The sequence below is a fragment of the Leisingera sp. genome (assembly GCF_034669605.1).
Classification (GTDB): domain Bacteria; phylum Pseudomonadota; class Alphaproteobacteria; order Rhodobacterales; family Rhodobacteraceae; genus Leisingera.
Map to the genome: position 1 here is coordinate 18,837 of NZ_JAXMOX010000012.1, position 20,608 is coordinate 39,444.

General features: G+C 62.3%; 18 protein-coding genes. 4 read left to right on the forward strand and 14 right to left on the reverse strand.

Features of this window, described 5'->3' with window-relative positions:
* Window positions 1-4: 4 nt before the first annotated feature.
* The gene (locus VOI29_RS02685; RefSeq protein ID WP_323775898.1) at window positions 5-3,427 is read right to left on the reverse strand and encodes an indolepyruvate ferredoxin oxidoreductase family protein; all 3,423 of its coding nucleotides are present in this window, start codon (window positions 3,425-3,427) and stop codon (window positions 5-7) included.
* Window positions 3,428-3,572: 145 nt separating this feature from the next.
* On the opposite strand from VOI29_RS02685, the gene VOI29_RS02690 reads away from it, so the two are divergent.
* Window positions 3,573-4,031 (forward strand): Lrp/AsnC family transcriptional regulator, encoded by a 459-nt coding sequence (locus VOI29_RS02690; RefSeq protein ID WP_024088735.1) that lies wholly within the window; start codon window positions 3,573-3,575, stop codon window positions 4,029-4,031.
* 115 nt (window positions 4,032-4,146) lie between these two features.
* On the opposite strand, the gene VOI29_RS02695 is transcribed toward VOI29_RS02690, so the two are convergent.
* Entirely contained in the window at window positions 4,147-4,539 is a 393-nt protein-coding gene (locus VOI29_RS02695) for a DUF3307 domain-containing protein (protein ID WP_323775899.1), read from the reverse strand.
* A gap of 197 nt (window positions 4,540-4,736) precedes the next feature.
* On the opposite strand from VOI29_RS02695, the gene VOI29_RS02700 reads away from it, so the two are divergent.
* The gene (locus VOI29_RS02700) at window positions 4,737-7,733 is read left to right on the forward strand and encodes a cyclic nucleotide-binding domain-containing protein (protein ID WP_323775900.1); all 2,997 of its coding nucleotides are present in this window, start codon (window positions 4,737-4,739) and stop codon (window positions 7,731-7,733) included.
* A 26-nt stretch (window positions 7,734-7,759) separates the two neighbouring features.
* A complete protein-coding gene (locus VOI29_RS02705; RefSeq protein WP_323775901.1) occupies window positions 7,760-8,608 on the forward strand; it encodes a fumarylacetoacetate hydrolase family protein in 849 nt (282 codons plus the stop codon).
* A gap of 163 nt (window positions 8,609-8,771) precedes the next feature.
* Here VOI29_RS02705 and VOI29_RS02710 read toward each other — a convergent pair whose 3' ends face one another.
* The 12 genes from VOI29_RS02710 to VOI29_RS02765 form a co-directional block, all read right to left on the reverse strand.
* Entirely contained in the window at window positions 8,772-9,056 is a 285-nt protein-coding gene (locus VOI29_RS02710) for a metalloregulator ArsR/SmtB family transcription factor (RefSeq protein WP_323775913.1), read from the reverse strand.
* 123 nt (window positions 9,057-9,179) lie between these two features.
* Window positions 9,180-10,412, reverse strand: coding sequence for a mandelate racemase/muconate lactonizing enzyme family protein (locus VOI29_RS02715; protein WP_323775902.1), 1,233 nt, complete (start codon window positions 10,410-10,412; stop codon window positions 9,180-9,182).
* A 3-nt stretch (window positions 10,413-10,415) separates the two neighbouring features.
* On the reverse strand, window positions 10,416-10,784 hold the full coding sequence (locus tag VOI29_RS02720) for a hypothetical protein (RefSeq protein ID WP_323775903.1): 369 nt from the start codon (window positions 10,782-10,784) through the stop codon (window positions 10,416-10,418).
* 24 nt (window positions 10,785-10,808) lie between these two features.
* On the reverse strand, window positions 10,809-11,897 hold the full coding sequence (locus VOI29_RS02725) for a Zn-dependent alcohol dehydrogenase (RefSeq protein ID WP_323775904.1): 1,089 nt from the start codon (window positions 11,895-11,897) through the stop codon (window positions 10,809-10,811).
* 80 nt (window positions 11,898-11,977) lie between these two features.
* The gene (locus VOI29_RS02730; RefSeq protein ID WP_323775914.1) at window positions 11,978-13,141 is read right to left on the reverse strand and encodes a TCR/Tet family MFS transporter; all 1,164 of its coding nucleotides are present in this window, start codon (window positions 13,139-13,141) and stop codon (window positions 11,978-11,980) included.
* Window positions 13,142-13,249: 108 nt separating this feature from the next.
* Window positions 13,250-14,587 carry a lyase family protein gene (locus tag VOI29_RS02735; RefSeq protein WP_323775905.1) on the reverse strand — a complete coding sequence of 446 codons (1,338 nt, stop codon included), beginning with the start codon at window positions 14,585-14,587 and terminating at the stop codon, window positions 13,250-13,252.
* The gene (locus tag VOI29_RS02740; protein WP_323775906.1) at window positions 14,587-15,297 is read right to left on the reverse strand and encodes an alpha/beta fold hydrolase; all 711 of its coding nucleotides are present in this window, start codon (window positions 15,295-15,297) and stop codon (window positions 14,587-14,589) included. Before VOI29_RS02740 ends, VOI29_RS02735 begins: the two co-directional genes overlap by 1 nt.
* Window positions 15,290-16,081: a 3-oxoadipate enol-lactonase gene (gene pcaD, locus VOI29_RS02745; protein WP_323775907.1), complete on the reverse strand. Its 792-nt coding sequence runs from the start codon at window positions 16,079-16,081 to the stop codon at window positions 15,290-15,292. The genes VOI29_RS02740 and pcaD overlap by 8 nt, the downstream gene beginning before the upstream one ends.
* A 132-nt stretch (window positions 16,082-16,213) precedes the next feature.
* Window positions 16,214-17,410: an endonuclease/exonuclease/phosphatase family protein gene (locus tag VOI29_RS02750; RefSeq protein ID WP_323775908.1), complete on the reverse strand. Its 1,197-nt coding sequence runs from the start codon at window positions 17,408-17,410 to the stop codon at window positions 16,214-16,216.
* A 45-nt stretch (window positions 17,411-17,455) separates the two neighbouring features.
* Window positions 17,456-18,433, reverse strand: coding sequence for a threonine/serine dehydratase (locus tag VOI29_RS02755; RefSeq protein WP_323775909.1), 978 nt, complete (start codon window positions 18,431-18,433; stop codon window positions 17,456-17,458).
* On the reverse strand, window positions 18,430-19,260 hold the full coding sequence (locus tag VOI29_RS02760; protein ID WP_323775910.1) for an alpha/beta hydrolase: 831 nt from the start codon (window positions 19,258-19,260) through the stop codon (window positions 18,430-18,432). The genes VOI29_RS02755 and VOI29_RS02760 overlap by 4 nt, the downstream gene beginning before the upstream one ends.
* Window positions 19,261-19,270: 10 nt before the next feature.
* A complete protein-coding gene (locus VOI29_RS02765) occupies window positions 19,271-19,957 on the reverse strand; it encodes a haloacid dehalogenase type II (protein ID WP_323775911.1) in 687 nt (228 codons plus the stop codon).
* Window positions 19,958-20,093: 136 nt separating this feature from the next.
* Here VOI29_RS02765 and VOI29_RS02770 point away from each other — a divergent pair, with 136 nt between their 5' ends.
* Complete coding sequence (locus VOI29_RS02770) at window positions 20,094-20,522, forward strand: peptidylprolyl isomerase (RefSeq protein ID WP_323775912.1); 429 nt, start codon at window positions 20,094-20,096, stop codon at window positions 20,520-20,522.
* The last annotated feature ends 86 nt before the right edge of the window (window positions 20,523-20,608 follow it).

The following is a 20,608-nucleotide window of genomic DNA, read 5'->3' on the forward strand; positions in this document are numbered from 1 at the left end:
GGTTTTACAGGCTGCGGAGCAACTCTTCGGCCTGCGTGCGTGCCACCTCAGCCGCTTTCAGCCGGACCGGGCCATAGCCGCGGATCTCCATCGGCGCATTCAGTACCTTGAGGCAGGCCTCATGCGCGTCGGTGCTGTAACGGCTGGCGATGGTCTCAAGCGTGGCCTCAAACCAGGTCAGCAGACCGCGGTGCAGGCGGGCTTCCTCGTGATAGCCGAAGATGTTGAAGGCTGAACCGCGCAAGGCCTTGCCCTTGGCCAGAAGGGTCATCACCGGGCGCAGCCAAGCCCCGAAGGCCCGTTTTCCTGGACGTCCGCGGGCGTCCTTTTTCCAGTTCAGCAGAGGCGGCGCGAGGTGGTAGTTGACGCGGAAATCTCCTTCGAATTCCTCTTCCAACTGATGCTGGAAGGCGTCGCTGGTGAGCAGCCGGGCGACCTCGTATTCGTCCTTGTAGGCCATCAGCTTGAACAGCGATCGCGCCGCCGCCCGGGTCAGCTCGTCCTGCGCATTGGCAGGCAGCGCCTCGCGGAGCCGCCGCAGGGCAGAGGTGTAGCGCCCCGCGTAAGCCACGTTCTGATACCCGGTGAGGAACGACGCACGCCGCTCGATCAGCGCGTCCAGCGTCTCGGGTTTTTCGGGGGCCTCCTCATAATGGCTGGCGACCAGTTCCGGGTCTGCCGCCATGGCACGGCCGATGGCAAAGGCCAGGCGGTTCTTTTCAACGGCAACGCCGTTCAGCTCGATCGCCTGATCCAGCGCGCCGGCACTCACCGGCACCAGACCCTTCTGCCAAGCAAAACCCAGCATCATGACATTGGCCAGCACAGCGTCGCCCAGCATTGTCTCCGCGGCCTCATTGGCGTTGAAACCGGACAGGTTCTGCGGACCGACGGCTTCGGCAATGGTTTTTTCGCGCAGGCCTGCCATCAAGTCGGCATCGCGGCGCAGCACCAGATCGCCGGTGGGCATTTCCGCCCGGTTCAGCACTACCTTGGTGTCCGCCCGGTAATGGGCGGAGGCCTTGGGCGCCGAGCTGACCACCACGTCACAGCCAATCACCGCATCCGCGCCGCCGGCGTCGATGCGCACCTGGTTCAGCGTCTCCGGCGCGTTCGACAGGCGGATATAGCTCAGCACGGTCCCGAACTTCTGTGCAAAGCCGGTGAAATCCAGAACGCTGGAGCCCTTGCCCTCCAGATGCGCGGCCATGGTGATTAGCGCACCCACGGTGACAACACCGGTGCCGCCGACGCCGGTGACCAGCAGGTCGAACGGCGCGTCCAGCGATGGCAAGGCAGGGGAGGGCAGTTTGGCGGTCAGCTGCGCGGCATCCAGGCCTGCGGTCTTTTTCTTGCGCCGGGTTGCGCCCTCAACGGTGACAAAGCTGGGGCAGAACCCGTTCAGGCAGGAGAAATCCTTGTTGCAGCTCGACAGGTTGATCTTGCGCTTGCGGCCAAACGGCGTCTCCTTCGGCTCCACGCTCAGGCAGTTGGATTCCACCGAACAGTCGCCGCAGCCCTCGCAGACCAGATCGTTGATGAAGGCAAACCGTTTGGGATCTTCCATCTTGCCGCGCTTGCGGCGGCGGCGCTTTTCAGTGGCGCAGGCCTGTTCGTATATCAGGACGGTGACGCCGGGGATTTCGCGCAACTCACGCTGCACACTGTCCAGCGCGCTTCGGTCATGGAAGGTGGTGCCCGCCGGGAAGTCGCGGCGGCTGAACTTGCCGATGTCATCGGAAACCAGGGCGATCCGCTCCACCCCTTCAGCACGGCAGGTCTGGGCAATGCCATGCACCGAGACCGGCCCGTCCACCGGCTGGCCGCCGGTCATCGCCACTGCGTCATTGTAAAGGATCTTGTAGGTGATGTTGGTGCCTGCCGCGACCGCCTGGCGGATCGCCAGCGATCCGGAGTGGTACCAGGTGCCTTCGCCCAGGTTCTGGAACACATGCTTGCCGCCATTGAACTGCGAGGCTGCGGTCCAGGGCACGCCTTCACCGCCCATCTGGGCATAGCCGGCCGTCTCCCGGTCCATCCAGCTGGCCATCACATGGCAGCCGATGCCGGAAAATGCTTTGGACCCTTCAGGCAGTTTGGTGGAGCTGTTGTGCGGGCAGCCTGAACAGAAATAGGGCGTGCGTGCGGCGCCGGGCACATTCAGCACCTTTGGCGGCTCGGCTGCCAGAGCGGCCGCCTTGGCGGGCAGGTTTTCCTCCGGGAAAAACCTGTCCAGCCGTGCGGCAACGATTGGCGCCAGCAAGAGCGGGCTCAGCTCGCCGGTCCAAGGGATCAGCGGCTCCCCCTGGCTGTCGTATTTTCCGACCATCTTTTCCGGCTTGCTGCCGGGCCAGTCATAGAAGTTTTCCTTGAACTGGCTCTCGATGATGCCGCGCTTTTCTTCTACAACCAGCACCTCCTGTTTACCCTTCACGAATTTCAGCGCATCGGTGCGGTCCAGCGGCCAGACCATGCCGACCTTGTAGATATCGATGCCCAGGCGGCGGCAGGCGGCCTCATCCAGCCCCAAAAGCCGCAGCGCTTCCATCAGGTCGAGATGCCCCTTGCCGGTGGAGACAAAGCCAAAGCGCGCGTTCTTGATGTCATAGATCCGGCGGTCGATCGGATTCGCCTCGGCAAAGGCGCGCACGGCGTCCAGTTTGGCGTGAATACGGGTCTCGATCTCGGGCGAGGGCAGATCGGCGCGGCGTATATGCAACCCGCCGGGATAATCCGGCAGGTCGGGGTATATGAACGCGTGGTCAGGGCGCAGTTCAACCGAACGCGCGCTTTCCACGGTTTCGGACACAGCTTTGAACCCCACCCAGGTGCCGGAATAGCGCGAAAGGGCAAACCCATACTCGCCGAATTCCAGAAATTCGGACACGTCCGCTGGGTTCAGCACCGGCATGAACCAGGACATGAACGCAACATCCGACTGATGCGGCATCGAGGAGCTGACGCAGCCGTGGTCGTCGCCTGCTACGACCAGTACGCCGCCCTTTGCGGAGGAGCCATAGGCGTTGCCATGCTTCAGCGCATCGCCGGAGCGGTCCACCCCCGGACCCTTTCCGTACCACATGGAAAACACGCCTTCGACCTCGCAATGCGGATCGAGCACTGCCTGCTGGGCGCCCAGAACCGCGGTAGCGCCCAAATCCTCGTTCACCGCTGGCATGAACTTAATCCGGTTTTCCTTCATCCGGTCCTCGGCGCGCCAGAATTCCAGATCGACCGCCCCCAAAGGCGAGCCACGGTAACCAGAGACAAAACCCGCAGTGTTCAACCCCGCTTCCCGATCGCGGCGCGCCTGATCGAGCATGATCCGGGCCAAGGCCTGGGTGCCGGTCAGGAAAACCCGGCCCTGGGTCTTTTCGTACCGGTCTTCCAGCTTGTAGCTGCGGAAATCATGGCTCAGCTTGGTCATCTTGGAGTGTCCTTGCACGGAGAATGTGGTGTCCGGAAATTTAAACCACTCAGGTTGAAGAGATTTGCCTGAATTTCTGATTTTGAGGATAATTTTGGGTAAGCTATCCAGAATATTATGATTTGGCGGGGAAAGTGACCGAACCATGAAACTTGACGATCGCGATTGCCGTATCCTCACCCTGCTGCAGGAAGACTCCCGCATTTCCAATGCTGACCTGGCTGAAGCCGTCGGCATGTCGGCCTCTGCTCTGTGGCGCCGGGTGCGGGCGCTGGAGGATGCGGGCATTATCGAGCGGTATGGCGCAGTGGTGAATGCTCCGGCAATGGGACTTGGGTTCCAGGCCATCGTGCATGTGCATTTGACACGTCACGATCCGGACAAGCTGGTGGAATTTATCCGTGCAGTAGAAACCAGCCCGCTGGTGCAGGAATGTTACGCCACTACAGGACAGGCCGACTACCACCTTCGCGTGCTGGCTCCGGATCTGGATGCCTACAACCGGTTTCTGGAGGGATTTCTGTTCCGTCTTCCAGCGGTCGCCAGCGCTCAGACAAATGTGGTGCTGCGTACGATCAAACGGGACAAGCCGGTTGTGCCTTAGAAAATTTTCCAGCGGCGGAAGTATCTTCTTAAAGCAGATGGCTGTGCAGCCAGTCAGCGCCTTCTTTGCAACGATACTTTGGGGGATGCGGGCGTTCTTCAGCCCACGGCTGCCGTCACGCCGCCGCGTATTTCACCCAGGCCCAGGCCATGGCGATGTAGGTCAACTGGTGCAAAGCCTGGTCAGAACCCATCGCCTGCCAGAACATCGCCTGCTGCGGGTGCAGCTTCTTGCGTTCGGAAAAACGGGCTTTGCCGAAATCAATGTGGAAATGAATCACCCACTCCAGCACAGCCAGAACTAGAATGAATGCCAATGGTGCGCCGAACAGCAAATAAACAAGGGCTGAGCCGATCACATGGATACCCGCATGCTGGGCCCGTCCCATATGGGCATAGGCGCAGCGGCCGGACAGCATCTTGGGTGTTTGCAGAAAGAAGTCGGCAAACAGGTGCTTGACCTGCAAAGCGCAGAGCAGCAGCAGAACGTATCCGACATATTCCGGCAAACCTATTGACCTCCAGCAAGGATACCTCGTTGGAACCTTACGGATTTTTCACCGTCTGGCAATTGCTGCGCCGGCAGGATGCCGCAACGGGACAGGACGGTCTTCTGCCCATTGCCTGTGCCTGCCAAACCGCGCTACCCATAAGACAGTCCAACTCCAAAGCCGCCATTTATGGAGCTTTCCCCATCGAACGCTCTTTGTTCCGTTTCATCTGGAAGTACTCGAAGCGCGACCAGCTGGTGCTGTTGCTGGTCACGGCCTGCCTGTTTCCGCTTCTTTACCTGACGCTGGAGCTGCCGAAACGGATCATCAACGATGCGATCGGTGCTGAGAGCTCCACCATAACCCTGCTGGGGCAAAGCTTTGATCAGCTGACGTTCCTGTGGATTCTTTGCGGCGGATTTCTGGTGTCGGTGCTATGCCACGGCCTGCTGAAAATGCGCATCAATACCATGAAGGGGGTGCTGGCCGAGCGAATGCTGCGCCGCTTCCGCTATCAGCTGATCGCCCGGGTGCTGCGCTTTCCGCAACCTTACTTTGAGCGGGTCAGCCAAGGCGAACTGGTGTCGATGGTCACCTCCGAATCCGAGCCGATGGGCGGGCTGATGGGGGATGCGGTCAGCCAGCCGGTGCTGCAAGCGGGGCAGATGCTGACTATCCTGTTCTTCCTGTTCCTGCAGAACTTCTGGTTCGGGATGGCCGCAATTGCGCTCATTCCGCTGCAAGGCTGGCTGATCCCGATGCTGCAACGGCAGATCAACTTGTTGAACAAAAAGCGCATCAAACAGGTTCGGGCACTGGCCACTGAGATCGGCGAAAGCGCCGCAGGCGCCTCGACGCTCCGGATCAATGGCGGCTGGCGTTACCGGATGGCGATCATCACAGCCCGGCTGGGGCGGCTGTATGACATCCGCTTAGAGATCTACCAGAAAAAATTCTTTATGAAGTTTCTCAACAACTTCATCACCCAGCTGACGCCGTTTTTCTTTTATGCTGTCGGCGGCTTTCTGGTGCTGCAGGGCAAGGTGTCGTTGGGCGCATTGGTCGCGGCGCTGGCAGCCTACAAGGATCTGGCATCACCTTGGAAGGAATTGCTGACCTATTACAACCAGACCCAGGACATGGGCTTGCGCTGGGAAGTAATCCTCGACCGCTTTGCACCTAAGGGCATGGTGGATGAAAAGCTGCTGAGCGGCGAGCCAGAGGAGCTGGAGCATTTGCGCGGCGACGTGGTTCTGGATGCGGTCAATGTGCGTGACACGGATGGCAATCCGGTGCTGGAAGAGCTGAGCGCAACCTTCCCCGCAGGGCAGGTCATCGGTATTGCGGCCCCCTCCGAGGAAGACCGCCGGGCTCTGGCGGAACTGCTGACGCGGGAAATACTGCCCTCAACGGGAACGGTGACGGTGGCCGATCAGAACCTCACCGGGCTGCACCAGGCTACGGTGGCGGCGCGGATCGGCTATGCTACCTCGCGGCCGGTTCTTTTCCAGGGATCCTTTGGCGACAACGTGATGATGCCAATGCGGCTGCGCCCCTTGGGCGCGGCCCGGGACTTGCAGCAGCTGGAGATTGCCAAACGCGCGGGCAACAGCCCGGATCCCTTTGATGCACCCTGGCTTGACCCCAAGCTGGCTGGTTTCTCCAGCGAGACGGAGCTGCGGAGCTGGTGGCTGCAGCTGGTTGAGGGGATCGGATCCGATACTGCTCTGTTCCGCCGCGGTATCGAACAGTGTTTCGAAGCGCCCGACCACCCGGATCTGGCGGAGCGGCTAGTCGGGCTGCGCCCATCGGTGCGCAAGGCCATTCTGGACGCCGGTCTGGACGTGCATGTGCATTTTCTGGAACCGGAGGCATACAACCCGGCGCTGCCGGTTGCGGAAAACCTGCTGTTTGCAGCCTCGCAGCAGGCCCTGACCGGCGAGGTCTTGCATGGGCATGCGGAATTCCTCGACGAGCTGAAGCAGCTGGGGCTGGACGAAGGATTGGTGGCGCTGACCCGCGATGTGGTGGAGATGCTGCGCCAGATCTTCGGTATGGACGGCACGGGTCACCCCCTGTTCCGCAAGTTGGGATTGGATGTGGGCGCCTATGAAACGGCGCTGTTGCTGGTCGACCGGCCCGGAACCGTAAATGCGGCGGCGCTGAGCCGCGAGGAACTGGCTCAGCTGTTGATCGTGCCTTTCACCATTTCGGCGGAACAGATCGGCCCGGCATTTGAAGAGACAATGAAAGAGCGGATCCTGGGCTTCCGCCGCAGCCATGGGATGCGCTTGCTAAAGGCCTTGGGCGCCGGCTTTGTGCCATTTGCAGAAGAGGCCATCGCCCCCACTTTGACGGTTCTGGAAAACGCTTTGTTCGGCAAGATATCGGATGCTGCCGGCGCCAAGGGCGATGAGGTACGCAAACTTGTCTCAGAACTGATGGTGCGTGAAGGCTTGCGTAATCAGGTGGTGGAACTGATCTTTGACATGCCGATTGCTGTGGGCGGGCAGGGGCTGGCCGCCAGTTTTGCTGAGCCGCTGGCCTTTTGCCGGGCCACAATCAAGAAACCGGATATCCTGATCCTTGATTCCGCGATGGCAAGTTATGATATTGAAACCCGCGTCGCGGTGCATAAGAACCTGCGAAAGCTTTTGCCTGGAACCACGCTGATCTACCTGGCCCCCAGCTTTCAGAGCCCGGATGTGTTTGACGTCTTCTTTGAGCTGCGCCAGGGCCGTCTGGTCAGCGACGAGGCCCAGGTCGTGGCGGCAGGCGATGGAGCGGCGAGCCAGGATCTTGCCCGAAAGCTCAGGGCGCTGGAACAGACGGAACTGTTCTCGGGCCTGAACCGGCGCCAGTTGCGCCTCCTGGCATTCGGCGCCCGCTGGTATGATGCCGCAGCAGGAGAGGTTGTGTTTCTCAAGGATGATAAGGCGTCGGACGGGGCGTATATGATCCTTGAAGGCGAGGCAGAGCTTTACTTGCCGCAACCGGGCGGTGCGGACCGGCTGATTACCACGGTTGGCCCTGGGCGGCTGGTGGGGGAACTGGGGCTGATCCGCCATGAACCCCGGGCGCTGAGCATGATCGCGGCGACCGATCTCAACTGCCTGCGGATTGGTGAGGAAGAATTCCTGGCAGTGGTGGAAAATGACGCCTCCACCGCATTCAAGCTGTTGCAAGTGGTGGCGGGCTACGTCTCCAATTAATCTGGACATTCAGACAGGGAAAAAACATGAAACTTCTGCGGTACCGCACGAGCGGAGGAGTACGGCCGGGACTTTTGGACAGCACAGGCGCAGTCCGGGATTTGTCCGCGCATCTGCCGGACATTACCGGTGCGGTGCTGGGGGACGAAACCTTGGCCCGGCTGGCAGTGCTGGATCCGGCGGAGCTGCCGCTGGTGGAAGGAGATCCAGAGCTGGCGCCTTGTGTCGGGCAGACGGGGAAGTTTCTCGGCATCGGCCTCAACTACACCGATCACGCGGAAGAGATGGGCATGGCGCTGCCAGAGCATCCAATTCTTTTCCTTAAGGCGACGTCGTCGATTTGCGGACCGGACGATGACGTGATCCTGCCGCGCGGCTCAGTGGCGGCGGATTGGGAGGTCGAGCTGGGCGTGGTGATCGGCACTGCAGCCAAATATGTCTCCGAAGACGACGCGTTGAACCATGTGGCGGGGTATTGCGCGGTCAACGATGTGTCCGAGCGCGACTATCAGACCAAGCTGACCGGCCAGTGGACCAAGGGCAAAAGCTGCGACACCTTCGGGCCAACCGGTCCCTGGCTGGTGACGCGGGACGAGGTGCCGGACCCGCAGAACCTGTGGCTGACCTGTGATGTGAACGGCACGCGGCGGCAGACTGGAAACACGGCCACGATGGTGTTCACCGTGGCACAGATCATTTCGCATCTGAGCCAGCTGATGACCCTGCATCCGGGCGATGTGATCGCGACCGGCACACCGCCGGGCGTCGGTATGGGGTGCAAACCGCAACCGGTCTATCTGCAGGCCGGCGATGTGATGCGGCTGGAGATCGAGGGGCTGGGAGTGCAGACTCAAACGGTCCGGTCTGACGATTGACACTCTGCAGGCGGGGTCTCCCGCCCGTTCCGGCACCTTCGCGGAATGCGCCTGCCCGGTTGGGCGTGGCGCTGCGCCATGCGCAGCGCGGTCCTGCTTGCAGCAACGCAGGAATAGAACCTGGAAAACGTGCGGGGCCGCCAGCGTCTATGGGAAGAAGCGGTCAAGCGCCGCTGCAGAACTGCCTGTACAGCAAGGCTATCAATTGCTGCGTGTTGCCATCAGTCAGGCAATAGAAAACTGTCTTGCCTTCCCGCCGCGTGGCAACCAGACCTTCTTCACGCAGACGGGCGAGCATTTGGCTGACCGCGGCTTGACGCATGTTCAACAGGGCTTCCAGCTCGCCCACAGACTTCTCTCCGGTGCCAAGATGGCAAAGGATCATCAGCCGCCCTTCATGGGCAAGCGTTTTGAGGAAAGCGGCCGCTGCTGCGGCGCTATCCTGCATGCCGATTGACGTTTTTAAGTCGATGAGGTCATTGTTCTGGGCAGGCACTATGCGGCATCCTGGAAGATTGTATGCCGCATAGTGCCGCTATTCTTCCGGTCAAGTCACCCAGGATTTGCAATCTCAATCCACGATCGGCGGAGAGCCACCGGCAAAGGCGTTGCCATTTGAATAATCACAGGGCGCTTCCTGCATGTTAAGGTGCAAGTCAGTTCCGGTGAACGGATGGGCGCGGGCAAGATCTTCGTCCACTTCGATGCCCAGTCCGGGTGCGCTGGGCGCGGTAACATAGCCGTTCTCTGCGCGGATAGACCCCTTGATCAGCTGATCGTGAAAGGGGGATTCTATGGTTTCCAGCAGCAGGATGTTCGGGATTGAGACGGCGAGGTGGATATTGGCCGCCCATTCCACCGGTCCTGCATAAAGATGCGGCGCCATCTGTGCATTGAACACTTCTGCGATGGCCGCGACCTTTTTCATTTCCCAGATCCCGCCGGCACGGCCCAGGGCCGGCTGCAGGATCTCGGCGGCGCCAGCCCGCAGCACTGCAGCAAATTCTGACTTTGTGGTCAGTCGTTCACCTGTGGCCACAGGAATGCGCAGGGTGCGGGCAACGCGGGCCATGTCTTCGATATTGTCAGGCGGGGTAGGCTCCTCGAACCAGAGCGGGGCAAAGGGTTCAATTGCCTGGCCCAGGCGGATGGCACCGGCGGTGCTGAACTGGCCATGGGTGCCGAACAGCAGGTCTGCCTTATCGCCCACGGCTTCGCGGATCGCCTTGCAGAACGCCACCGACAAGGAGATGTCCGACATCGCAGGCATATGCCCGCCGCGCATCGTATAGGGGCCGGCGGGATCGAATTTCAGCGCGGTGAAGCCTTCGCGCACCTTTTGTGCTGCGGCCTCGGCAGCCATTTCAGGCGAGGTCCAGAACGGCATGATGTCCTGATGCGGCAGCGGGTAGAGGTAGGTATAGGCACGGATGCGATCATTCATCCGCCCGCCAAGCAACGCATGCACCGGCCGTCCGCGGTCCTTTCCCAGGATGTCCCAGCAGGCGATTTCCAGACCCGAGAACGCACCCATCACTGTGAGGTCCGGGCGCTGTGTAAACCCCGAGGAATACGCGCGGCGGAACATCAGTTCGATGTTTTCCGGGTTCTCACCTGCCATGTGGCGCTCGAATACGTCGCGGATCACATGGGTCATCGCATCAGGGCCCACGGATGACGCGTAGCATTCGCCCCAGCCGGTGATGCCGGTGTCCGTTGTGACTTTCACCAGGATCCAATAGCGCCCGCCCCAGCCCGGGGCAGGCGGTGCAGTTACGATGATATCCAGATCTTGCAGTTTCATGGTCTAGCTCTCCGAAGCCTCGGCAAAGGCGGCCAATTCCTTGTCGATTTCATCAATTGCAGCCCTTGTACTGAAGAAGGCCAGGCCCGGCGCCCCCATGCTGTCCACGCAAACCTCGATATCGATTTGCACCCTGGCTCCGTCAAAGGCGCCGTCGATTTGCCAACGGCGGGTTTCGTCCATGTCCAAGCCAGGCAGGGTATCCGCGATGGCGGCGGTGAATTCCGCAGGCAGCCCGAACCGGGGATTATTGGCGAGCCGCGTCAGAAAGGGGGCGGCCTCGCCGGCACCGAAACCGGCCGAGGTCTCCGAGGTGACCGGCGGCGCCTTGGGGGTCTCTGGTTTAAAGAGATCGGTCAGAAATTTGAGCATGTTCTGCGCTCCACCTTGAAAGTGTCAGCCGAAAACAATCACATTGCGTTTGGCAGAACCAGTCTTGGTATCGGCAATGGCCTCGTTGATCTGCTCCAAAGTCCAGCGCCCGGAAATCAGTTCGTCCAGTTTCAAGCGGCCCTGCTGGTAGAGATCCACCATCCACGGGATATCACGCTGGATCACCACGTCCCCCATCTTGGAACCGATCAGCCCTTGGCCCACGGCCGCCAAAACCACAGGCTCATAGCTGGCCTTGGCGCCGGAATGCGGCATGCCGATCAGCACCGCTTTGCCGCCGCGCGCCAGATACCGGGGGGCCTGTTCATAGGCTGGGATGGCGCCAACGGTGATCAGCACCGCATCCGCACCGCGGCCGCCAAGCGCCTTGAATGCGGCTTTCCATGGTTTTTCTTCAGTGGCGAGCACCCCGTGGGTGGCGCCGAACTCCTTGGCAATCGCCAGTTTCTCCGGGCTCATATCCACCGCAACGATGCGGCGGGCGCCAGCGATTCGGGCGCCCTGGATGGCATTGAGGCCGACACCGCCTGCACCGATCACCACCACATCCTGACCCGCACGCAGCTGCGCCGCGTTGACCACCGCGCCCACCCCGGTGATCACCCCGCATGAAACCAGCGCCGCGGCATCCTTGCCCATATCTTCCGGTATTTTCACGATCTGCCGCTGGTCCACCACCACCTTCTCGGCAAAGGCGCCGCAAGCCATGGCCTGATCCAGCGGCTTGCCGTCCGCGGTTTTCAGCGGGCCGCTCACGGTGTCATAGAGTGTTTCACAAATCACCGGCCTGCCGCCGGCGCAGGAGGGGCAGGTGCCGCAGCTGCGGATCAGGGTGACCACAACCGAGTCGCCCACGGCAAACCCCTGCACGCCGCTGCCGGTACTGGTGATCACTCCGGCGGCCTCATGCCCATAGACTGCCGGCAGATGCCCGCCCCAGGCGCCCTCGGCATAGGAAATATCACTGTGGCAGATTGCTACTGCGTCCAGTGTGACCTCAACTTCGCCCATCCCGGGCGGTGCCAGCTGCACTTGCTCGATCACAAGCGGCGCGCCGAATTCATGGCAGACGGCGGCTTTGATGGTTTGCATGGTCTCTCTCCCCGTTTTCAAACAGCGTGGCGCGGCGGTCGGGCTGCATCAAGCCGGAATACGGCAGGGCGAAGGCGCAATTACGCTACGGAAGGCTTGCTGCGCAGGAACACCGCGCAGCCGATTGCCATCAGAAGCAGCGCCAGCAGGAACGGCGCACCTGGCAGGTAGAGGCCAGCGCCTTCGCCGGTAAAGCGGGCAAATACCACCGTCATCATCAGCGGCGACAGGATCATCGCCAGCGCATTGACGGCGGTCAGCACCCCTTGCAGTTCGCCCTGCTGGTTGTCCTCTGCCGCTTGTGCCATCATTCCTTGCAGTGCGGGCTGGACAACCGCCCCCAGGGCCGAGACCGGGATCAGCAGCATCGCAAGAGTGCCGCTGGAGATGAATGCGAGAATGCCGAAGGCGGCAAAGTCGAACAGCTGCCCCCAGATCACCGTCCGGCGCTCCCCGAACCAAGTCACCGTGTAGCGCAACAGCCAGCCCTGCACCAAAGCCATCGAGATACCGTAAACCGCCAGCGACAGCCCGATCACCTGCGGCTGCCAGCCAAACCGCTCCAGCGTGAAATAGGCCCAGATCGCGGGGTAGACGTAGATGGCAACAGAATAGAGGAAATAGACCCACAGCAGCGGCTTGATGCCGGGAATGCGCCCGACCGCGCGGAAGGCGCCTAACGGGTTGGCGCGGGGCCATTCAAATGGGCGGCGGTTCTTGTCCTGAACCGTCTCGCCCATCACAAACCAGCCAAAAGCGAAGTTTGCCAGCACGAGAACCGAAGCGGCATAGAACGGCGCCCGGGTACCCAGTTCGCCCAGCAATCCGCCCATCAGCGGGCCCAGCACAAATCCGGCACCAAAGGCCGCACCCAGCAGGCCGAAATTGGCGGCCTTCTTTTGCGGCGGCGAGATGTCGGCGATATAGGCGCCTGCCGTCGAATGGGTGGCGGCGGTGATGCCGCCCAGGATACGGCCCAGAAGCAGCAGCCACATGGTGCCGGCAAGGGCCATGATCAGGTAATCCAGCGCCATCACAAACAGCGAGACCAACAGCACCGGCCTGCGCCCCACTGCGTCGGACAGGCTGCCGAGGATCGGGCTGAACAGGAACTGCATCACTGCAAAAACAGTGCTGAGGACACCGCCCCAGACTGCCGCCTGCGCCAGCGACCCGCCCTGAACCCCGGTGATCAGGCCCGGCATCACCGGCATGATCAGCCCGATGCCCATGGCATCGATCATCACGGTCGCCAGGACAAAGACGAGGGACAGGCGGCTTTGGTGTTCTGCCCCGGCACCCTTGCCTGTTTTCGCTGTCAGCGCAGGCAATCCTGCTCTCCTCGACGGTTTCTATTCGCCGCCCAGTTCTCCTGCCTTTATGGCAAATTGCAAGGCGTCCCACGGGGCCCGGCCCATCTGTTGCGACGCATCAAACAGCGCTGCCGTATCAAGATCCGGGTATTCCCGCGCGACCAGGTCCTGCAGCGGGGTTTGAGTGGACTGCGCCTCTTGGCACAGCGCCTTGACCGCCGCCTGGGCATCGGGCCGGGGCATTTCTGCGGCGAGGGCGAAACTCAGTGCCTCGGCGTGGATCATGCCCAGCCCGTCCGACAACGCGGATGCCATGGCCGCCGCATTGGGTGCGAGACCGGCGCAGAGCGCCCTGCTGGTCTTTGCAGCACTGGCGGCGCCCAGCACGATTTGGGGCAGGCACATCCATTCGGTGAACCAGGCTGCTCCGTCACGCTGATGCTGCTGCATCGCTGCTCCCTGCAGCACAGAAAGCAGACCGCTGCCCTGCCGCGCCAAGGCCGTCAGAACCGAAGGCGCGACCGGGTTCTGTTTCTGCGGCATCGTCGAGGAAGCGCCGGCACCGCCCAGCAAAATCTCCCCGACGCCGCTTTGCGCCAGCGCGGTGCAGTCCTTTCCCAGCTTGCCGAATGCCAGCGTCACCCGCACCAGCCAATCCGCAATCCGCAGGACCGGAGTGCGGTCAGTGTGCCAGCTGCGTCCGGGATCACCCAGCGCCAGCCCCTTGGCCATGGCTGCGCGCACCTCCGCCGCTTGCGGCCCCAAGGCAGATGAGGTTCCGGCAGCACCTGCCAAGGACACCAGCAGGCAGCTCTGGCGCAAGCCGGGCAGTTCCTCGATCAACCCCAGCAGTGGCGCGCCCCAGCCCGCTGCGACCGCGCCAAAACTGGTGGGGGTGGCGTGCTGGCCATAAGTGCGCGCTGCCATCGGCAGCTCCGCATGTGTTTTCGACAATGTGCCAAGGGCTTTCACACTTGCAGTTAAATCCGTTTCCACCAGTGCCAGCACCTGGCGCAGCCGCAGCATAAGCGCGCTGTCCATGATGTCTTGCGAAGTGGCGCCCCAATGCACGTACTGCGCATGTTCCGGCGCTTTCATCTCGTCGCGGAACGCAGCCACCAGCCCCGGCACCGGCACGCCGTTCTGTCCTGTAGGCCGCTTCAGAACACCGGGATCGACGGCGATTTCCACCACGGCCCGGCTGATTGCGGCGGCGCTCTCCTGGGGTATAACCCCGGCCGCGCCTTGCGCCTTGGCCAGCGCGCCTTCCACCAGCAGCATGGCGCGCACCTCTGCGCTGTCGGAGAACAGGCGGCTGGCTTCGCCGCTGCTGAAGAGATCACCGTAAACCTGGCTGTCAAAGACGGAACCTGCCATCAGAAGTCCTTTGCGATGTGCCCGATCAGATCCGCGAGGCCCTTGGGATCTGCAAAGAAGGGCGAATGGGATGTCTGCATTTCATAGACCAGATGCGGCGGAAGCTGTGCCGCCATTTGCACCTGGTATTCCGGCGGGATCACCCGGTCGCTTGTGCAGCGGATATAGGCCTTGGGCACCCCATAGAACCGCTCAGTCAGCTGGATCGGTGTGTCCTGAGGCCGGATCGGCTGAAGGCAGAGATTCTGCATGGCATAGCGAACGGCCTCCTCCGGGCAATCGTGATAAAATAAATCCGGTGCGGTATCAGGCAAGAAGCTGTAGCCAGTGCCGGCCGGGTTCTTGGCCGTCGCGCCCGTCAGCGTCTGCCGCGGCCCGGCTTTGCGCATATCGATCAGGGAACTGCCGCTGACCGGGATGTAGGCGCAGAGATAGATCAAACCGCGCAGCTTTTCCGGGGCGGCCTCTGCAGCGGCAGAAATCGGAAAGCCGCCCCAGGAATGGCCCAGCACGATGGTGTCCGGGGTGGAGGCCGCTGCGATGGCATCAGCGGTATCTGCCAGCGTGACGCCTGCCGGATCCCGGCCGTCGCCATGGCCGGGCAGGGTGATCGTGCGCGCTGTATGGCCGCCGGCCTTCAGTGCCGGGACAACATCACGCCAGCACCAGGCGCCGTGGCAGGATCCATGAACCAGCAGAACCTCAGCCAATATGCCCGGTCTCCTGCAGGAAGGCGGTCAGGCGCTCTGCGTATTCCTCCGGCTGCTCGACGCAGGGGATATGGCCAGCGCGGCGGATCAGGTGGAACCGGCTGCCGGGGATCAGATCGACCGTCTCGCGCACCAGATCGGGCGGGGTGGCGCCGTCCTCAGAGCCCGCGATACCCAGGCACGGCAGCCGCAGCCCGCTGGCTGGAGTATAGAAATCGGTTCCGGCAATTGCCGCGCAGCAGCCGGCATAGCCATCGCGGGACTGCTGCACCAGCATGTTGCGCCAAAGCTGCAGCTGGGGCGTGGCCCGGAAAGTTCTGGAGAACCAGCGCTCCATCACGGTATCGGCCAGCGCCTCCACACCCTGCGCTTGGACCGTCTGCACGCGGTCCTTCCACATCTTTGCAGTGCCGATCTTGGCGGCGGTGTTGGAGAGCACCAGCGCCCGGATCTGGTCCAGCCGCTTCACTGCCAGCCCCTGTGCGATCATGCCGCCGATCGACAGCCCCACAAACATGCTATCCCGCACCTGCAGATGATCCAGCAGCCGTTCTGCGTCGCGCACCAGCGCGCCCATCGAATAAGGTGCCGGCGGGCAGGACGACAACCCATGGCCGCGCTTGTCATATCGGATGATGCGCAGGCCCGCGGGCAGGCGCGCCACTACCTCATCCCAGACCCTCAGGTCCGTGCCCAGAGAATTGGCAAAAACGATGGGCGCGCCATCCGCGTTTCCGTCAATGCGGTAGTGAAGCTGGACATCGCCCAGGTCTGCGATCTGCATGGAGCGCCTCTTGGTTGTTCCACCGCACTCTACCTGCGCCGGGGCGACGAGGTAAACCAGCCGCCTGCCGCGGGCTGGGAAATTTTCTTGGGTAAGAAAATTGGCCGGAAAATTTGGATTCTCCTGCGTCCTTCAGCCGTGCAGCTCAATATGGGCCATGATCTGCCCGTGATCGGAGGCCAGCTTGTTGTAAGGCGCCTCAGGGTGGCTGCCGTCGGTCAGATGGTCGTTGAACACGCTGTAGTACTGCATCCCCCCCAGCGCGCCGCTCCAGGCAGGGTCGAAATGGCGCGACATGTAGATCTGGTCGATGCTCTCATGCACTCCGTTAAAGGCAGTGGTGTAGACCACATCGCGCAGGCTTTTCTTCAGGAACATATTCTCGGCTGATCGCAGCCGCACCCGGTCGATTGCTTCGCGGATCTGAGTGTCCTCTTTCTCGCTGTAGCGGTCGCCGCCGTGCCGGGCATCATGGCGCAGCATCCAGGCGTAATTCTTGAAGGGGGCCTCGCCCGAGATGATTTCACTGCTGACAGCGTGTTCGCCGTCATTGAAATCCCCCAAGACCATCACCGGGCGGCCCTGTTCCAATTCGTCCAGAATTGCACGGCGCAGCACCCAGGCCTCTCCCATCCGCCGCAATGCCGCCCTCAAGGACCCCAGGGCACGGCCTGCGGCGTCATAAGCCGTCAGCACGGTTTCCGGCGCGTAATCCGCGCCCTGCGGTGTGATGTACTCGCCCAGCTTCGATTTCAGGTGGCAGTTGAAAACGGTGATGACCTGTCCTCCAACAGGTACGCGGACCTTTAAGATTGGCCGCGACAGGCGGCGCAGGGTATAGAAACCGGCTTCTTCTTCCTCACCCAGGCAGGCCATGGGAATGTCCAGCGGCTGTGCCAGCTCCTGGATCACTTCTGCCTCTCCTTCAAAGCCGAACCGGGACAGCACCGCGAGACCGGGACGCCGTTGTCCAGGCGCGCCGGTGTCATTGACGTTCGCAGCGAAAGCCAGCGCTGCCTCGTCATAAGAACCATACGCCAGCTTCTGAAAAATCGCTTTCCGGTGATAGCGCTTGGACGGGTCGGGAATGCTGGCTGCATTTGCCTCCGCTCCGCGGCGGTCCGCCTCGGCAATCACCTGGCGCAGCGGGGCCTCCTCAAAGATCTCCTGGAAACCCACGATATCCGCGTTCAGCGTCAGCAGCTGGTCAGCCATCCAATCCGCCTTCCACGCATATTCCTCAGGCGTGTAGCTTTGAAATCGGTAGTATTCCCGCTCCGGTCCGATCAGATTTTTGACGTTGAACGAGGCGATGGTGAAACGTGTCATGAACGGCCCCCTTGCCAGCCGTACGGATTTCCGTTCGGTCAGAGGTCAAGCATAACGCGCCAGCGCCTCCTGGAACAGCGCCGCATCCACATTGCCGCCTGTGGCGACTGCAATCACCGCCTCGCCATCGATCTTGTCAGGGTGGAACAGGGCCGCCGCCAGCGATGCCGCACCACCGGGTTCCAGTACGATTTTCAGCCGCAAGAAGGCCAGCGCCATCGCCCGCATCGCCTCATCCTCGCTTACCACCAGTCCCGGCCCGCACAAGCGGCTGAGGATGGGAAAGGTGATCTCACCGGGCTGCGGTGTCAGGATCGCATCGCAGATTGAGCCGGATTGGCTGCGGTTCTGCCGGATTTCACCGGCCGCCAGCGAGCGGGTCACATCGTCAAACCCTTCCGGCTCCACCGGGCGCACCCGCAGATCCGGCGCGCGCGCCTCTAGCGCCAGGGCGATCCCCGAGGATAATCCGCCGCCGCCGCAGTTAACCAGAACGTCTGCCCGGGTGATGCCTTCGGCAGCGGCCTGTTCCGCGATCTCCAGCCCGCAGGTGCCTTGACCGGCAATCACCTGCGGTTCGTCATAGGGTTTGATCAGCGTCAGCCCGCCCTTCTCGGCATACCGGGCGCCCACTGCCTCGCGGCTTTCCCTGCCTGCACGGTCATAAAGCACCACCTCGGCGCCCAGGTCGCGGGTGTTTTGGATCTTCAGCTTTGGCGCGTCGGCCGGCATCACGATCACAGCAGGCGCCCCATGCGCTTTGGCCGCTGCGGCCACGCCCTGCGCATGGTTGCCGCTGGAATAGGCGATGACCCCGCGCCTTCGGTCTTCTTCCGCCAGCGCAGAGACCGCCGACCAGCCGCCGCGGAACTTGAAGGATCCGGTGTGCTGCAGGCATTCCGCCTTCACGAACAGGCGCCGCCCGGAGATCTCGTCCAGAAAGGGCGAGGACAGCAGCGGCGTGACGCGGGCATGGCCTTTCAGCCGCGCTGCCGCCGCTTCGATCATGGTAATTGAGGTCATTTGATCTGGTCCAGTACTGAATGGATGAGGGCAACCGCCTCTGGCTCGTCCAGAAAGGGCACATGGCCGCGGTCCGGAATTTCCACTGCTTGCAGCGCTGGCAGGCGGCGCCGCATTTCCGCGCAGGTTCCTGCGCTCAGAATGTCTGAATTCGCGCCGCGGATGACCCCGCAAGGCAGGCCGTCCAAAGCCTGGAACAAAGGCCAGAGATCCGGGGCAGGGCCTGCCTCCGCTTGTGCCAGCAGCGCGTCGCGCAGGCGCGGATCATAGCGCAGGCTGAGCCCGCCGGCGCCTGCATCGTAAAATGCCTCAGCCTCCTCGCGCCAGCGTGCAGCCGGGACGCCGGGAAAGGCCGGCGCCATCAGTGCAGCAAGCGCTTCTGCGGCCTGCGCATGGGTCTTTGCTGCCGGGCGGCGGCCCACGTAGCCCATGATCCGGGCAATGCCGTCTGCGGGGATCTCCGGGCCGACATCATTCAGGACCACCGCGGCAAGCCGGTTCTTGGCGATGGCGGCCAGTGTCATTGCCACCAAGCCGCCGCGCGACGTGCCAAGAATGGCAGCGCGGTCCGATCCCAAATGGTCCAGCAGTTCCAGCACATCCTGCGCTTCGCGCAGAACATTGTAGGTCATGAAGCCCGGATCATGATCCGACCGCCCCCGTCCGCGGGCGTCCAGAGTGATCATCCGGCAGCCTGCAGAATGAGGTGCGAAATACCGGAAATCGCGGCTGTCCCGGGTCAGGCCTGCCAAGCACAGCAGCGGCACACCCTTCCCGGCATCGGTATAATAAAGCTGCAGCCCGTCTGAGGTTTCGAAAAACGGCATATGTGTAGGGTCATCCTTTGGCCAGGTCGGGAATTGTTGTCAGGTCAGGCAGGATATGCGCCGGCGTCCAGGGCAGCCGGTCCACAGGCTCGCCTGCCCGGTTGACCCAGGCGGTGACAAACCCATAGCCCGATGCCCCCGCCGCGTCCCAGCCGTTGGAGGAGACAAACAGCACCTCCTCCCTGGCGCAGTTGAACCTGGCGCCAACCAGATCGTAAACGCGGGCGTCGGGCTTGAAGATGCCGACGCTTTCTACCGACAGCACGTCATCCAGCACATCGCCCAGGCCGGCGGATTGCACCGCTCCGTCCAGCATGGCGGGGGATCCATTGGACAGGATCGCGGTGTTCATGCCGGCGGTCTTCAGGGCGTTCAGCATGGCGGGCACTTCCGGATAGGCTCGCAGCTGCCAGTAGAGGTCCAGCAGCCGCTGGCGCAGGGCCGCATCCCCTGCCAGGCCGGCCGCCTCCATCGCCCAGTCCAGCCCGTCCTGCGTCACATTCCAGAAATCGGCATGGGCATTGGTGATCGCCCGCAGCCAGGTGTATTGAAGCTGCTTCAGCCGCCAATGATTGGCCAGCTCGGCCCAATTGTCCTGCAAATGCGGAAACTCCGGTTCGCTGGCGGCCTGCCGCGCAGCAGCGGCCACATCGAACAAGGTGCCGTAGGCGTCAAAGATACAGGTGGTGATTGGCATGGGGCTCTCCCTTTGCTGGAGCGTCGCACGAAGCCCTGGGCGGGCAAAGCGGGAAATTGTACCCATACGGGTTTACATCACGTTCGCGGACGCTAGGCTGCGCCCCTTTATCAACCCGCAACCAATTGGAGGTCATATGACCGGGGTAAAGAACGGCGACACCGTGCGCATCCATTACACAGGCAAGCTGACGGATGGCACCGTTTTCGACAGTTCCGAGGGCCGAGATCCGCTGGAATTCACCGTCGGTGCAGGGCATGTGATTGCGGGCATGGATGCAGGGCTGGAAGGCATGGCCGAGGGAGAGAGCAAGACGCTGGAAATCCCCTGCGCCGAGGCATACGGTCCGATCAACCCCGCCGCGCGCCAGGAGATCCCCCGCGAGGGCATTCCCGGGGATATCCCGCTGGAGCTGGGAACTCAGTTGCAGATGCAAAGCCCGGACGGCCAGGTTCTGCCGGTGACGGTGGTTGAGGTCAGCGACGAGACTGTCACCCTGGATGCAAACCATTTCCTGGCGGGCAAAGATCTGGTGTTCGACATCGAGCTGGTCTCGGTACCCTGATGTTCCATTTGCGGGCAGGCGGCACTCCCGCGCCCGCAGGTCTTCCGGCTGTGCCGGAAAACGCTTGGCGGCTTTGGGCGTGGGGC